Origin of the sequence: Enterobacter sp. D2 (assembly GCF_034427575.1) — a bacterium.
Classification (GTDB): Bacteria; Pseudomonadota; Gammaproteobacteria; order Enterobacterales; family Enterobacteriaceae; genus Enterobacter; species Enterobacter cloacae_M.
The window spans coordinates 546,967-562,331 of the sequence record NZ_JAXQPP010000001.1 but is presented as its reverse complement, the minus strand read 5'-3'; the positions used below and the strand labels follow the sequence as shown (position 1 = coordinate 562,331).

14 protein-coding genes are annotated in these 15,365 nt (G+C 58.5%); 5 read left to right on the top strand and 9 right to left on the bottom strand.

Features of this window, described 5'->3' with window-relative positions; translation table 11 throughout:
* Positions 1 to 19: 19 nt before the first annotated feature.
* Positions 20 to 1,252, bottom strand: coding sequence for an MFS transporter (locus SPG90_RS02650; protein ID WP_045355703.1), 1,233 nt, complete (start codon positions 1,250 to 1,252; stop codon positions 20 to 22).
* A 168-nt stretch (positions 1,253 to 1,420) separates the two neighbouring features.
* On the opposite strand from SPG90_RS02650, the gene SPG90_RS02645 reads away from it, so the two are divergent.
* From SPG90_RS02645 to deoR, 3 genes are all read left to right on the top strand, one after another.
* The gene (locus tag SPG90_RS02645) at positions 1,421 to 2,149 is read left to right on the top strand and encodes a phosphatase PAP2 family protein (protein ID WP_045403704.1); all 729 of its coding nucleotides are present in this window, start codon (positions 1,421 to 1,423) and stop codon (positions 2,147 to 2,149) included.
* Positions 2,150 to 2,156: 7 nt separating this feature from the next.
* On the top strand, positions 2,157 to 2,765 hold the full coding sequence (ybjG, locus tag SPG90_RS02640) for an undecaprenyl-diphosphate phosphatase (RefSeq protein WP_023310918.1): 609 nt from the start codon (positions 2,157 to 2,159) through the stop codon (positions 2,763 to 2,765).
* Positions 2,766 to 2,832: 67 nt separating this feature from the next.
* Positions 2,833 to 3,591, top strand: a complete 759-nt coding sequence (deoR, locus tag SPG90_RS02635) for a DNA-binding transcriptional repressor DeoR (protein WP_008503427.1) — start codon at positions 2,833 to 2,835, stop codon at positions 3,589 to 3,591.
* A 97-nt stretch (positions 3,592 to 3,688) separates the two neighbouring features.
* Here the strand turns inward: deoR and dacC are convergent, their stop codons facing one another.
* Positions 3,689 to 4,894 (bottom strand): serine-type D-Ala-D-Ala carboxypeptidase, encoded by a 1,206-nt coding sequence (dacC, locus tag SPG90_RS02630; protein WP_023310917.1) that lies wholly within the window; start codon positions 4,892 to 4,894, stop codon positions 3,689 to 3,691.
* 240 nt (positions 4,895 to 5,134) lie between these two features.
* Between dacC and SPG90_RS02625 the strand changes: the two genes are divergently transcribed.
* Complete coding sequence (locus tag SPG90_RS02625; RefSeq protein WP_045403705.1) at positions 5,135 to 5,761, top strand: glutathione S-transferase family protein; 627 nt, start codon at positions 5,135 to 5,137, stop codon at positions 5,759 to 5,761.
* On the opposite strand, the gene SPG90_RS02620 is transcribed toward SPG90_RS02625, so the two are convergent.
* Both SPG90_RS02620 and bssR read right to left on the bottom strand, forming a co-directional pair.
* The gene (locus SPG90_RS02620; RefSeq protein WP_126302836.1) at positions 5,762 to 6,880 is read right to left on the bottom strand and encodes a PQQ-dependent sugar dehydrogenase; all 1,119 of its coding nucleotides are present in this window, start codon (positions 6,878 to 6,880) and stop codon (positions 5,762 to 5,764) included.
* Between the two features lie 106 nt (positions 6,881 to 6,986).
* The gene (bssR, locus tag SPG90_RS02615; RefSeq protein ID WP_045355708.1) at positions 6,987 to 7,370 is read right to left on the bottom strand and encodes a biofilm formation regulator BssR; all 384 of its coding nucleotides are present in this window, start codon (positions 7,368 to 7,370) and stop codon (positions 6,987 to 6,989) included.
* Positions 7,371 to 7,586: 216 nt separating this feature from the next.
* On the opposite strand from bssR, the gene rimO reads away from it, so the two are divergent.
* Positions 7,587 to 8,912: a 30S ribosomal protein S12 methylthiotransferase RimO gene (rimO, locus tag SPG90_RS02610; protein WP_023310913.1), complete on the top strand. Its 1,326-nt coding sequence runs from the start codon at positions 7,587 to 7,589 to the stop codon at positions 8,910 to 8,912.
* Positions 8,913 to 9,028: 116 nt separating this feature from the next.
* On the opposite strand, the gene gsiD is transcribed toward rimO, so the two are convergent.
* From gsiD to iaaA, 5 genes are read right to left on the bottom strand one after another with little or no spacing between them, the layout of a single operon-like run.
* On the bottom strand, positions 9,029 to 9,940 hold the full coding sequence (gene gsiD / locus SPG90_RS02605) for a glutathione ABC transporter permease GsiD (protein WP_023310912.1): 912 nt from the start codon (positions 9,938 to 9,940) through the stop codon (positions 9,029 to 9,031).
* A 1-nt stretch (position 9,941) separates the two neighbouring features.
* The gene (gsiC, locus tag SPG90_RS02600) at positions 9,942 to 10,862 is read right to left on the bottom strand and encodes a glutathione ABC transporter permease GsiC (protein ID WP_023310911.1); all 921 of its coding nucleotides are present in this window, start codon (positions 10,860 to 10,862) and stop codon (positions 9,942 to 9,944) included.
* A 5-nt stretch (positions 10,863 to 10,867) separates the two neighbouring features.
* Complete coding sequence (gene gsiB, locus SPG90_RS02595) at positions 10,868 to 12,406, bottom strand: glutathione ABC transporter substrate-binding protein GsiB (protein ID WP_047173474.1); 1,539 nt, start codon at positions 12,404 to 12,406, stop codon at positions 10,868 to 10,870.
* 23 nt (positions 12,407 to 12,429) lie between these two features.
* Positions 12,430 to 14,301: a glutathione ABC transporter ATP-binding protein GsiA gene (gene gsiA / locus SPG90_RS02590; RefSeq protein ID WP_045355710.1), complete on the bottom strand. Its 1,872-nt coding sequence runs from the start codon at positions 14,299 to 14,301 to the stop codon at positions 12,430 to 12,432.
* Positions 14,302 to 14,312: 11 nt separating this feature from the next.
* The gene (iaaA, locus tag SPG90_RS02585; protein WP_047173473.1) at positions 14,313 to 15,251 is read right to left on the bottom strand and encodes a beta-aspartyl-peptidase; all 939 of its coding nucleotides are present in this window, start codon (positions 15,249 to 15,251) and stop codon (positions 14,313 to 14,315) included.
* Between the last annotated feature and the right edge of the window lie 114 nt (positions 15,252 to 15,365).

The following is a 15,365-nucleotide window of genomic DNA, read 5'->3' as shown; positions in this document are numbered from 1 at the left end:
GGAAGAGGGAATAAACAGGTTAAGGTTGCAGGGCGTTCCCGACGCGTTTGTCTTTCAGGAACACCACCATCAGGCCAACCCACAGCACGCCGTTGGCGAGGTTAAACAGGCTGAACAGCCCGTTGCCGCCCATCGCGTAGGCATGCTTGCTCACTTCGATACCGACGGTAAAAATCAGCATCTGCAGCATCCCCATCGCAGCTGACACCGTGCCTTTACTCATCTCGCTGGCAAACAGCGTCAGGCGCACCAGCCCGGCGTTGGCCACGCCAATCCCGAAGGCATAAAGACTGAGCCCCGCCGTCATCCACAGGTAGGCGTGGGATGACGCGACGGTAGCCACCGCAGCCAGAATCAGCCCTGCCGCAATCGGCCAGCCGCCCATGATAATCAGCGAACGCACGGTGCGTCGTGACGTCAAACGTGCCAGCACCAGGTTCCCGATGATCAGCGCGCCAAAGATCGGCACCTGCAGCAGGCCATACTCGTAGCTGCTGAGCTTTTCACCGCTGATGATAATGACCGGCGACTGCGCGATCCACGCCAGCAGCGGCAGGCTAACGAACCCGGTCGCCAGCGCGCCCGCCACAAAGCGGCCGTTCTTCAGCACCTCTTTGTAATCCCGACCCAGCTCTTTCAGCGAGAGTTTCTCGCCGATGCGGGTGGCCGTTTCCGGCATCGCCCGGTGCAGGCCAAAGAACGCGAAGGCGGCGAGAACCGCAAAGAGCACAAACATCCCTTCCCACGGCGCAACGTGCACCCACGCGGCACCCACCAGCGGCCCGAGTAAGGGGGCGATCAGCGCCACGTTCGCCATCAGCGCGGTAATTTTGATACACACCGCCTCTTCAAACGACTCCTGAATGGCGGCATACCCCACGGCGCCGATAAAGCACAGGCTCACCCCCTGCAGGAAACGCAGCAGGGTAAATTGTTCAATGTTTTGCGCCAGCAGCGTGGCGAGACAGGTGACGATAAACCACACCACGCCCGTGAGCATTACCGGACGGCGGCCAATACGATCCGACAGCGGCCCTAACAGCCACTGTAAAAACATGCCGCCGGCCAGATAGGCGGTCATGGAGGTCGGCACCCACTCAATACCCGCGTTGTACTGCGCCACAACGGCCAGCATACCGGGCTGGATCATATCGTTGCCGATATAGGTAGAGAATTCGTAGAGCACCAGACACAGAGGGAAAAGCAACGCCTGACGACCCAGACGTGAACCAGAAGAAGAACGGTTTAACATGCAATCTCTTTATAATGACAAAATCGCGACGAGTTTAATGAAATGCCGCAGCCCGAGATAGTGATTTATCGAGGATAAACAGAAATAAAGCACATATCGTCTTCGTTTAAGGTTTCCTTAAGTTGACGCTTCTATGATAGCCCGATTACTCGTCAACGATCCCAAATTATGGCACTCACCTCCAGCCGTTCAGAATTGTCTAACTTACAGACAAATAAGACAAAACGACTTTACCGCTTACCGGGCCGCTTTTATGGTTATCAGCTTTTCGTACTGATCGCCCTTGCCGTGGTGTTTACGTGGCTATCGCGCAGTGAAGCGCTCGACAGATGGATCACCTCCTTTTGGTATGACGCGGCAACGCAGAGCTTTCCGCTACAGAAGGACCACCTGCTGGATCTGCTGAACCACCGCCTGGCGAAGTACATCGCCATCGGCTTAGGTGCCGTGGCGCTGTTTTACGGCGCCTACAAGCGCAACGCAAGGCTGGTCACGGCGGCGCTGCTGATGGGCGTTGGCGCGCTGGTGGTAGGCGTGCTGAAAAGCGTGAGCCATCACAGCTGCCCGTGGGATCTGGTGGAATATGGCGGTAAGGCTATGTCTTATCCCCTGTTCAGCGCCGTCCCTGCTGACAGCGGTCCGGGGCGCTGTTTTCCCGGCGGTCATGCCTCCAGCGGCTTTATGGTGATGGGGCTGTTTTTTGCCTTCTGGCGCGAGCGTCCGCGTCTCGCCTGGTGCTTCGTCGCGCTGGGCGTGGTGTTAGGTCTGGCGATGGGCTACGGCCAGGTCATGCGCGGGGCGCATTTTTTCTCTCACAACCTGTGGGCCGGGTGGTGGGTCTGGTTTTCCCAGGTGGTTGTCTACGGACTTATTTCCACCCGGTTTGCTAAAGAGTGATAACGCTATGTTAGAGAATCTGAATTATCAGCTGTTTTATCTGATCAACGCCACGCCAGCCTCGCCTGAGTGGACGATCGATTTTGCCACCTTTCTGGCAAAAGATCTGATCAGCATCGTGCCTGCACTGGCTGCGATTCTCTGGCTGTGGGGGCCCCGCAGCCAGGTGAAGGCGCAGCGCCAGCTGGTGATTAAAGTGGCGATGGCGCTCGGGGTAAGCGTCCTGGTCAGCTACATTCTCGGCCATGTCTTCCCGCACGATCGTCCTTTTGTTGATCACGTCGGCTATACCTTCCTGCACCACGCGCCGGATGACTCGTTCCCGAGCGATCACGGTACGGTGATCTTCACCTTCGCGCTGGCTTTCCTGTTCTGGCATCGCCTGTGGTCCGGCGCGGTCCTGATGGTGGCGGCCCTGGCAATCGCCTGGTCTCGCGTTTACCTGGGCGTTCACTGGCCGCTGGATATGGTGGGCGGTTTCCTGGTCGGGATGATTGGCTGCGTGAGCGCGGCTATCCTGTGGAGCCTCTTCGGTGAAGCGCTCTACCGCACCCTGTCTTCGCTCTATCGCGCCATTTTCGCTATCCCGATCCGCAAAGGCTGGATACGTGACTAACCCCAACCTGACAGGTTACACTTGAACCCCCGCCCTGCGGGGGTTCACTTTTTTATCCCGAGGAACTATGGAAACACGTCGCGATGACCGCATTGCTCAGCTGCTACAGGCGCTGAAGCGCAGCGATAAGCTGCATCTTAAGGAAGCCGCCAACCTCCTCGGCGTCTCAGAGATGACCATTCGTCGGGATCTGAACAGCGAAAGCGCGCCCGTCGTGCTGCTGGGCGGGTATATTGTGCTTGAGCCGCGTAGCGCCAGCCATTACCTGATCAGCGACCAGAAGACGCGCCTGGTGGAAGAGAAGCGTAAGGCCGCCCGGCTTGCGGCCTCACTGGTACAGCCGCACCAGACGCTGTTTTTTGACTGCGGAACCACCACGCCGTGGATTATCGAAGCTATCGACAGCAGCATCCCTTTTACCGCCGTGTGCTACTCCCTGAACACCTTTCTGGCGCTGCAGGAGAAACCCGAGTGCCGGGTGATCCTCTGCGGCGGCGAGTTTCACGCCAGCAACGCCATCTTTAAGCCGCTTAACCTGCAAGATACGCTCAGCAATCTCTGCCCGGACATTGCGTTTTATTCCGCCGCAGGCGTCAACGTGCGTCAGGGCGCGACCTGCTTTAACCTGGAAGAGCTGCCGGTGAAGCACTGGGCGTTAAGCGCGGCGCAGTATCATGTGCTGGTGGTCGATCACAGCAAGTTTGGCAAGGTGCGTTCGGCAAGAATGGGGGAGCTGGCGCAGTTTGACGCCATCGTCAGCGACTGCCGCCCGGACGACGAGATTGTGGCCCACGCAAAGGCGCAGCAGGTGAAGTTGATGTATTAAGAGGGGTGCAGTCTGATGCCCGCACCCCGGCCCTCTCCCACAGGGAGAGGGAGAAAAAACACAGGCCGGGTAAGCGCAGCGCTACCCGGCAAAAAACTTAGCTGAACCAGCTGCCAAACCACCCGTGGAATTTCATCATCACGAAATCCCACATCCGGCTGAAGAAGCCGCCCTCTTCCACCGCTTCCATCACAATCAGCGGACGCTGTTCAATCGACTTCCCGTTTAGCTGGAAATCAATCGTCCCGACCACCTGGCCTTTTTTCAGCGGAGCCGTGAGCTGCGGGTCGGTCAGGGTATAGCTGGCCTTCAGGTTTTTTAGCTGACCGCGCGGAATGGTCACCGAGCCGCCTTCACCCGCCCCGAGATTGACTTCACTCTTGTCGCCAAACCAGACGCGCTGGCTGACGAACGTGGCATCCGGTTTAATCGGCGTCACGGTCTCATAGAAGCGGAAGCCCCAGGTCAGGAGTTTTTCTGATTCGTTAAAACGGATGCGATCGGTTTTAGTACCCAGCACCACCGAAATCAGGCGCATGTCGCCCTGGGTCGCGGAGGCCACCAGGTTATAGCCTGCGCCCGCCGTGGTGCCGGTTTTCATTCCGTCCACGTTAACGTTGCTGCTCCACAGCAGGCGGTTGCGGTTCGGCTGGCGGATTTTATTGAAGGTAAACTCTTTCTCTTTATGGATGGCGTATTCATCCGGCACGTCGTGGATCAGCGCTTTCCCCAGCAGCGCCATGTCGCGCGCGGTACTGAACTGTCCCGGTGCATCCAGACCGTGAACCGTTTTGAACGTGGTGTTGGTTAAGCCCAATTTCTGCGCGTAGCCATTCATCAAACCAATGAAAGAATCCTGACTGCCGGCAACGTAGTCGGCCAGCGCGATACATGCATCATTTCCCGACTGAATAATTACCCCTTTGTTCAGATCGGAAACGGAGACCTGATCCCCCGGCTTCAGGAACATCACCGAAGAGCCCCGCAGCGCCGGGTTGCCGGTCGCCCACGCGTCCTTACCGATGGTCACCATATCGTCCAGCTTGATCTTGCCCGCTTTCAACGCCTGGCCTACCACATAGCTGGTCATGATTTTGGTCAGGCTTGCCGGATCGAGTTTCTCATCCGCATTGCCTTCCGCCAGCACTTTACCGCTGGAATAGTCCATCAGGATCCAGGCGCGCGCATCCACAGGCGGCGCTTCGGGCGCAGCCTGTTCAGCTGCGTAGAGCGTTGGTGCAAACAGGAAAAGGAGCGCAGAGCCTGTCGCAAGGCTGCGCAGAGAAGTCATTTTACGCGTCATAAATGCCACCCGAGTGTCCATTCAAAAATTACGTCACATCACCGTGTCGCAAGAAGCGATGAGTAATAGCGCACTAAAACGGTTAAAGAAACCCAACGAGGGTAAAGTTATTAAAGTTTATGCAATAACATTCAGATACGCTTTGATTCAGACGATTTTTTTGTCTTCTGTTGCGTAATTGTTAGGTTTATCTCACCATGGCGAAAGCTGACCCGGATTCACATCTCATCAGGAGTAAATATGATTACGCTTTGGGGCAGGAACAACTCGACCAACGTTAAGAAAGTGCTCTGGACGCTTGAGGAGCTGGATTTACCGTTCAATCAAATCATGGCCGGCATGTCGTTCGGCGTGAATAAAGAGGCCGACTATCTGGCCATGAACCCGAACGGCCTGGTGCCGCTGCTGCGCGATGATGAAACCGACGCGACGCTTTGGGAATCTAACACCATTGTGCGCTACCTCGCCGCCCAGTATGGTCAAGGGCGTCTGTGGGTAGAAAACCCGGCGCAGCGCGCCCAGGGTGAAAAGTGGATGGACTGGGCGAACCAGACGCTATCCCCGACCCACCGCGTGATCCTGATGGGACTTATCCGCACGCCGGAAGCCGAACGCGATTATCCCGCGATTCACGCCGCGCAGGATGCCTGCGAAAATCTTTTCGCGATGATGGATGACGAGCTGGCGAAGCACGCCTGGTTCTCCGGCGAGGCGTTCGGCACAGGCGATATCGCCGTGGCGCCGTTCGTCTGGAACCTGACCAACATGGGCCTGAAGTGGACGCCGCGCCCTCACCTTGAGCGCTGGCTGAAACAGCTGAGCGATCGCCCGGCGTACCGCAACGTGGTAATGATCCCGGTCACCTGATTACGCACCGGACGGGCTGACTTTTAACAGCTGCCCGTCCGTCTCGTCGGTCAGCACATATAAATAGCCGTCCGGCCCCACCCGCACATCGCGAATACGTTTATCCCGGTCGCCCAGAATTCGCCCGTCCTCCGTTACCTTATTGCCCTCCACGCTCAGCACGATAACGTCCTTTTCCTTCAGCGCGCCGATAAACAGCTTGTTTTTCCACTGCGGGAAGACGTCGCTGTTGTAAAACGCCATACCGCTCACGGCGGGCGACACTTTCCAGACGAACAGCGGTTTTTCGGTTCCCTCAACGTGTTCGCCTTTGGCTTCCGGAATTTTCAGACCGCTGTAGTTAATGCCGTGCGTCGCCAGCGGCCAGCCGTAGTTCTTTCCTTTCTCCGGAATGTTGATCTCATCCCCGCCGCGCGGGCCGTGCTCGTTCAGCCACAGCGCGTCGCTCCAGGGATTCATCGCCATCCCCTGCGGGTTGCGAATGCCGTAAGACCAGATTTCGGGTCGCGCGCCGGGGGTATTCACAAACGGGTTATCCGGCGGCACTTTTCCGTCTTCGGTGAGGCGCACCACTTTACCCTGCAATTTATCCAGATCCTGCGCCGTCGGGCGCTGGTTGTTCTCGCCGAGTCCGATAAAGAGCGAGCCTTTGCCGTCGAATACCAGCCGCCCACCAAAATGGTTACCGGTGGAGAGTTTCGGCATCTGGCGGAACACCACCTGGAAGGTTTCAATGCGCGTAAAATCATCGCTTAACCGGCCATAGCCCACCGCCGTTCCGGCTTTGCCGTCACTTCCGGCTTCGGCGAAGCTCAGCCAGACGCGGCGCGATTTTTCAAAATCCGGGGCGAGGACCACGTCCAGCAATCCTCCCTGACCGTTTGCCCAGACCTTCGGGACGCCGACAATCGGATCGGACAGCCCTTTTCCGGCCTGCCAGCGTTTGAGCTGACCGCCCTTCAGGGTCACCAGCAGGCCTTTATTGTCCGGCAGAAACGCCAGAGACCAGGGATGATCGAGTCTGTTTTGCAGCACCTCGACCTTGACCGCCTCCGGGGCAGCAAGAAGCGAAAACGGAATGAACAGCGCAGGCATGGAAATTAGCGAGGATCGAGGCATAACGCGCTCCTTTATCGGCATATGGCATAAAGGTTAGCCACTGCATCCGGACGCGTTACCACTTTTACAAAAGCTTAATCAGAAGGGGGAGTTGCCTCCCCCTGGGTCAGTGCTGTTCAAGCTTCTCGTGCTCGTTCAGGCACATGATGCATAGAGAGAGCGTGGTCAGGCAGTTTTCAAGCTTCTCCGCGTTAACAGCGATAAAATTCGGGCAGTCGTGGCGTCCGTTCATCAAACATACCCCAGCGATGGAAAGCACCTCAGCGGCGCGGCGCAGGGCGATCAGCTCACTTTCGCCGTATTTCGCCTTCAGGGTCGGTGCTTTTTCACGCATGAAATTGCAAAGTTCAAACAGGTTATCACGCAGATGTTCGCTTTCGCTGACTGACATATACCCTTTTGCCTTCCTCAACTGCAGGTACGCGGCCAGGTCGATTCGGGCGTTGATCAGCTTGGTAAGCAGATCGCGTTTAAGTCTGTCAACGGTCATGCTCTTTCCTCCTCTGTCAGCCATTGTGCATAGTCAGGATAAGTACATTTTTTGTACAGTTTAATGCCTGGGATCAATTTTTATTAACTGATTAACATTATTTACAATGTTACAACGTCCGCCCGGCGCATCCGCCTTGCAAAGAGTGTATAAATCCCCCGCGATACGCTGTAAAATCCCGCCCTGATAACTCCATAATTGATGAATTTTTAACCTATGAGCAATGTTACGCACCAGCCGAAAATCGGCTTCGTCTCCCTGGGCTGCCCGAAAAACCTCGTGGATTCCGAACGCATCCTGACCGAACTGCGCACCGAGGGCTATGACGTGGTGCCAAGCTACGACAACGCCGATATGGTGATCGTGAACACCTGCGGGTTTATCGACAGCGCGGTTCAGGAATCACTGGAAGCCATCGGTGAGGCCCTGACGGAAAACGGTAAAGTGATTGTTACCGGCTGTCTGGGCGCGAAAGAAGACCAGATCCGCGAAGTGCACCCGAAGGTGCTGGAGATCACCGGCCCGCACAGCTACGAGCAGGTGCTGGAACATGTTCATCACTACGTGCCAAAACCAAAGCACAACCCGTTCCTGAGCCTGGTGCCGGAGCAGGGCGTTAAGCTGACGCCGCGCCACTACGCGTACCTGAAAATTTCCGAAGGCTGCAACCATCGCTGCACCTTCTGCATTATCCCGTCCATGCGTGGCGATCTGGTGAGCCGTCCGATTGGCGAAGTGCTGGCGGAAGCTAAACGTCTGGCCGACGCGGGCGTGAAGGAGCTGCTGGTCATCTCCCAGGACACTTCGGCTTACGGGGTGGACGTTAAACACCGCTCCGGTTTCCACAACGGCGAGCCGGTGAAAACCAGCATGGTCGGCCTGTGCGAGCAGCTGTCTAAACTCGGTATCTGGACGCGTCTGCACTACGTCTATCCGTACCCGCACGTTGACGACGTGATCCCGCTGATGGCGGAAGGCAAAATTCTGCCGTACCTGGATATCCCGCTGCAGCACGCCAGCCCGCGTATCCTGAAGCTGATGAAGCGTCCTGGCTCCGTTGATCGCCAGCTGGCGCGCATCAAGCAGTGGCGTGAAATCTGCCCGGATCTGACCCTGCGCTCCACCTTCATCGTCGGCTTCCCGGGTGAAACCGAAGAAGACTTCCAGATGCTGCTCGACTTCCTGAAAGAAGCGCGTCTGGACCGCGTAGGCTGCTTCAAGTACAGCCCGGTAGAAGGCGCAACCGCCAACGAGCTGGCGGACCAGGTGCCGGAAGAGGTGAAAGAAGAGCGCTGGAACCGCTTCATGCAGCTGCAGCAGCAGATCTCTGCCGAGCGTCTGCAGGAAAAAGTGGGCCGCGAGATCATGGTGATCGTTGACGAAGTGGACGAAGAAGGCGCGATTGGCCGCAGCATGGCGGACGCCCCTGAGATCGACGGCGCGGTGTACCTGAACGGCGAAACCAACGTCAAACCGGGTGATATTATTCGCGTGAAGGTTGAAAACGCGGACGAGTATGACCTGTGGGGTAGCCGGGTTTAATCTCCTTTCCCCCCCTCACCCTAACCCTCTCCCCACTGGGGAGAGGGGACTGCTCGGTGCGTTTTTTCACCCTCGCCCCTTTGGGGAGAGGGCCGGGGTGAGGGGCAAGCAAAAGCCTACCCCTTAATCCTCGGATCCAGCGCGTCGCGCAGTCCGTCCCCCAGCAGGTTAAACGCCAGCACGGTCAGGAAAATCGCCAGACTCGGGAAGATCGCCACGTGCGGCGCAATCACCATATCCGCCCTCGCCTCGTTCAGCATCGCGCCCCACTCCGGCGTCGGAGGCTGCGCGCCTAGCCCCAGAAACGACAGGCTGGCCGCCGAGATAATCGACACGCCGATGCGCATGGTGAAATAGACCACGATGGACGACACCGTACCCGGCAGAATATGGCTGAACAGGATCGTGGCGTCGCTGGCCCCCATGCTGCGGGCGGATTCGATAAAGGTCTGCTGCTTCAGCACCAGCGTGTTGCCACGCACCAGACGGGCAAAGGCCGGAATTGAAAAGACCGCGACTGCAATGATGACGTTCGCCATGCCGCTGCCCATGATCGCCACTACGGCAATCGCCAGCAGAATGCCGGGGAAGGCAAAGAGCACATCGCAGATACGCATGATGATGCGGTCCCACCAGCCTTCGTAATACCCGGCGACGAGACCCAGCACCGTGCCTATCGCCGCGCCGATCAGCACCGCAAAAACCCCGGCGGCGAGCGAGATTTGCGCCCCGACCAGCACGCGGCTAAAGATATCGCGCCCGAGGGAATCCACGCCGAACCAGTGCAGCATCGACGGTCCGTCGTTCAGACGGTCGTAGTCAAAATAGTTTTCCGCATCAAACGGTGCCACCCACGGCGCAATCGCCGCCACTGCAATCAGCAGCAGCACAAACAGCCCCGCGGTCATCGCGACCGGCTGACGGCGAAAACGCCGCCAGAATTCAGACCACGGGGTGCGGACGTGGTCCGGTTTTAGCCCCGGCATCGCGTTTAAAACGGCCTGACGTCGCCAGTTCAACAATCTCATCTTACTTGTACCTGATGGCCGGGTTAATGGCGGCGTAGAGCACGTCCACCACTAAGTTGATAAGAATAAACTCCAGCGAGAAAAGCAGGACTTCCGCCTGGATCACCGGGTAGTCGCGCATCTCGACGGAGTCGACCAGCAGGCGTCCCAGCCCCGGCCAGTTGAAGACCTTTTCCACGACGATCGAGCCGCCGAGCAGGAAGCCAAACTGCAGCCCCATCATCGTCACCACCGGGATCATCGCATTGCGAAACCCGTGCTTGAGAATGACCCACTTCTCGCTGACCCCTTTCGCCCGCGCGGTGCGAATATAATCTTCGCTCAGCACGTCAACGAACGAGGCGCGGGTAAAGCGCGCCATTACCGCCGAAACGGCAGCCCCCAGCGTCATGGAAGGCAGGATGTAATGCTTCCAGGTATCGGCCCCGACGGTCGGCAGCCAGCCCAGTTCGACGGAGAAGATCTGCATCAGCAGCATTCCCAGCGCGAACGCCGGGAAGGAGATGCCGGTCACCGCCAGCGCCATGCCGAGCTTGTCCGGCCAGCGGTTGCGCCAGACGGCCGCGATAATTCCGGCGCCAAGCCCAAACACGACCGCCCAGCTCATGCTGGCTATCGTTAACCAGAATGTCGGCATAAAGCGACTGGCAATCTCCTCCGACACCGGACGGCGCGACACCATCGAAATACCAAAATCGCCCTGCAGAACGTTACAGATATAGTGGATAAACTGCATATACAGCGGCTGGTCGAGGCCAAGCTGCTTACGCACCAGGTCAATAACGGTGGCATCCGCCTCAGGGCCGGCAACCAGACGCGCCGGATCGCCCGGCAGCATATGGACAAACAAAAACACCAGGACCGCCACAATCAGCAGCGTCGGGATAAGCCCCAGCAGGCGTTTACAAACGTAATTCAGCATGAGGTTTATTTTAAATCCGCGTCGTCAAAGCTAAAGCCCGTGTCCGGCATGATGTAAAACCCGGTCAACGCTTTGTTATGGGCTGACACCAGTTTCTCAACCACCAGCGGCACCCACGGTGACTCTTTCCAGATAATATCCTGCGCGTCTTTGTAGAGGCGCGCCTTCTCTTCCGGTTTGGTGGTTTTCAGGGCATCGGCCAGGTCTTTGTCCACCTGCGGGTTGCTGTAAAACGCGGTGTTGAACAGGGTTGGCGGCCAGTTCTGCGAGGCAAACAGCGGCGACAGCGCCCAGTCGGCTTCACCGGTCGAGGCCGTCCAGCCGGTATAGAACATCCGCACGCCGCTCTCTTTCTGCCCTTTCCCCTCCACTTCTGCAGCACGCTGTCCGGCATCCATCGCGGTCACCTGTACCTTGATACCCACCTGCGCCAGCTGCTGTTGGGTAAACTGCAGCACCTTCTGGGCGGTACTGTGATTATGCGAGGACCACAGCGTGGTGCTGAAACCGTTCGGGAAGCCCGCCTCTTTCAGCAGCTCGCGCGCTTTAGCCGGATCGTACGGCCACGGCTGATAGCTTTGCGCATAGGCGATCGCCGGCGGCAGCACGCCGGTGGCCGGAGTGGCATATCCGGCGAAGGCGACCTTCACCAGCGCCTGACGGTTAATGGCGTAGTTGATGGCTTCACGCACCTTCGGATTATCGAACGGCTTTTGCGTGACGTTCATGCTGATGTAGCGCTGCATGATCGACGGGCTGGCGACCAGCTCCAGCTTGCTGTTTTTCTGCAAAATGGCGGCCTGCTCATACGGGATCGGGAAGGCAAACTGCGCCTCGCCGGTTTGCAGCATCGCCGCGCGGGTGTTGTTGTCCACCACCGGACGCCAGGTGATAGTGTCGAGCTTCGGCAGCCCCTGCTGCCAGTATCCGGCGAATTTCTTCACCTTCACAAAATCGGTCTGGTTCCAGGTAAGCAGTTCATAAGGGCCGGTGCCAACAGGGTGGAAGCCGATCTCCTTGCCGTATTTTTTCAGCGCGGCAGGGGAAATCATCGCCGTCGCCGGATGCGCCAGAATATTGATAAACGCGGAGAACGGCTCTTTCAGGGTGATTTTTACCGTCGTCGGGTCAACCACCTCGGTTTTGGCGATGTTTTTATAGAGGTTATAACGCTTGAGGCTGTTTTCAGGATTGCTGGCGCGGTCGAGGTTTACCTTGACCGCCTCCGCATTGAAGTCGGTGCCGTCCTGGAACTTCACCCCAGTTTTGAGCTTAATGGTGTACACCAGCCCGTCATCCGAAACGGTGTACCCCTCCGCCAGCACGTTTTTGAGCTTCATCTCTTTATCGAGGCCAAACAGGCCCTGATAGAACGATTTCGCCACCGCCTGAGAGAGCGTGTCGTTAGCGTCATACGGATCGAGCGTGGTGAAATTCGAGCCGACGGCAACCACCACGTCTTTGGCAGCGAACGCGGGGGCAGCGGCCAGGGCTGCCGTCACGCTCGCGGCTAACAACCATCTACGCGCTACAAATGTAACCATTGTGTTCTCCTGCCTGTTGTAAGTTATAACCGCGAAAAAGCGTTGTCCTGACGCGGGGGAGCGACGAAATGACCCGGCTCGACCTCGCGCAGCGTCACGCGCTCCACGGCCTCGCCGCGTTTATGAATATTGCCCGGCATTTCATCCTGCAGCAGCACGCGCTGGCCGTGACGATGCGCGGGATCGGCTACAGGGACCGCCGCGATAAGCTTGCGGGTGTACGGATGCTGCGGGTTTTCAAACACCGCCCTTCGCGGACCAATCTCCACGATCTGCCCCATAAACATCACCGCCACGCGATGGCTGATGCGCTCGACCACCGCCATATCGTGCGAGATAAACAGGAAGGCAATGCCCATATCCCGCTGTAAATCCAGCAGTAAGTTGATGATTTGCGCCCGGATAGAGACATCCAGCGCCGAGACGGACTCATCGGCAATCACCACTTTCGGGTTCAGCGCCAGAGCGCGGGCGATGCAGATACGCTGTCGCTGTCCGCCGGAAAACTCGTGCGGATAACGCCAGGCGTGCTCCGGCTTCAGGCCGACGCGCTCCAGCAGCCAGGCCACGCGGCGCTGGGCCGCTTCGCCGTCGAGCAGGTTATGCACCCGCAGCGGCTCCATGATCGAATACCCCACCGTATGGCGCGGATCGAGGGAGGCATACGGATCCTGGAAAATAAACTGAATATCCCGCCGCACCGCCTGCAGCCTGCTGTCCGGAAGGGTATCAATGCGCTCACCGTTAAAGGTGATGCTGCCTTCCTGAGATTCCACCAGACGGAGCAACGCGCGCCCGGTGGTGGATTTACCGCAGCCGGACTCCCCCACCAGCGCCAGCGTTTCGCCCGGCCAGAGATCGAAGCTGACGTTTTCCACCGCGTGCACTTCGCGCTTAACGCGGTTCAGTATGCCGCTGCGCAGCGGAAAACGGGTGACCAGATCGCGCACTTCCAGAATGGGCTTGCCCGGCACCACGGTGTCCTGCTCGCGCTCATCCTCCTGCTGCTCAGATGCCTCAAGAGAAATCAGGGGGAAGCGGCGCGGCAAATCGCTGCCGTTCATCGCCCCCAGGCGCGGAACCGCCGCCAGCAGCGCTTTGGTGTAAGGATGAACCGGCGCGTGAAAAATCTGCTCGACCGGGCCGGTTTCCACCGCGCTGCCTTTGTGCATCACCAGCACCCGATCGGCGATATCGGCGACTACGCCCATATCGTGGGTGATGAAAATCACCCCCATCTCCATCTCCTGCTGCAGCACTTTGATGAGCTGCAGGATCTGCGCCTGAATCGTCACGTCCAGCGCCGTCGTCGGTTCATCGGCAATCAGCACCGCCGGACGGCACGAGAGCGCCATGGCAATCATCACCCGCTGACGCATGCCGCCGGAAAGCTGATGCGGGTAGCGACCCAGAATGGCCTGCGCCTCCGGAATGCGCACCAGCTCCAGCATCCGTCGGGCCTCTTTGAGCGCTTCATCGCCGCTCAGCCCCTGATGCAGGCGGATGGACTCGGCGATTTGTTCCCCGACCGGGAAAACCGGGTTCAGGGAGGTCATCGGCTCCTGGAAGATCATCGCAATATCCGCCCCGCGCACGCCCTGCATCTGCGCGCCGCTCAGCTCGTTTAAATCAATGACCTGACGGTTGCGGCGGCGCAGGAGCATTTTCTCGCTGCTGATTTGCCCGCCCGTCTGTTCCAGCAGGCGCATCAGCGCCAGCGCGGTGACCGATTTCCCGGAACCGGACTCGCCAACAATCGCCAGCGTCTCGCCGCGCCTGAGCGTGAACGATAAATTCTGTACTGCGGGGATGAACTGCCGCTCTTCCTGAAACGCAATATTGAGCTGATGGACAGCCAGCACTTCGCGGTTGTCCAGTTCTTCACTGTGCGGCACGCGCTGCCCCCTTATTCACGATAGATCCCCGTGCTCGGTTCATCACCGGCATAGCCCCAGGCGCGGTACATGCCTTCGCTGTTGAACGGCAGGGCCACGTTGCCCTCACGATCCACCGCAATGAGCCCGCCGACGCCGCCCAGGGCAGGTAGTTTTTCCATCAACACGCGCTCGCAGGCCTCGCTCAGGCTTAAGCCGCCGTAATCCATCAGCGCGGTAATGTCATAGGCCGCAAGGGCGCGGATAAACACTTCCCCGGTTCCGGTACACGACACCGCCGCCGTCGCATTATTGGCGTAGCAGCCGGCGCCCGGCAGCGGGCTATCGCCGACGCGCCCGGGCAGCTTGTTGGTCATCCCGCCCGTTGACGTTGCCGCCGCGAGGTTTCCGGCCTTATCCAGCGCCACCGCGCCGACCGTGCCCATTTTAGTGGTTTCATCCAGCGGCGCTGTATGGTCAAGCTGCGTCATGCCCGCCGAACGGGCCTCCAGCAGCTGCTGGTAGCGCTCCTCCGTGGAAAACAGATCCGGCGATACCGGTTCCATCCCGTGCTCGAAGGCAAACGCCTCCGCCCCGGCCCCCGTCAGCAGCACGTGCGAACTCGCCTCCATCACCAGACGCGCCGCCAGCACCGGATTACGCAGATGGCTCACGCCCGCCACGGCGCCCGCTTTCAGGGTGACGCCGTCCATCACGCAGGCATCCAACTCGTGCGTTTCATCCCGGGTAAAGACCGAACCGATCCCGGCATTAAATAACGGACACTCTTCCAGCAGGCGCACCGCCTCGGTGACCACGTCCAGCGCGCTTTCGCCCGCTTCCAGCATTTTCTGGCCCGTTTCCACAATGGCGTACAGCGCGTCGATATAGCGCTTTTCCTGCTCGGGACTGAGCTGTGCTCGGGTGATTGCCCCGGCGCCACCATGAATTGCGATTACCGCATTAACCATTCGCATCACCCGTTAGCCTGATTTGCGGCTTTTTCTATAAATATCATTATCGTCGACGAAACTTCAGATGATTTTTGAATATAGAAAGACGTAACTGTGATGTAAAGCGTACAC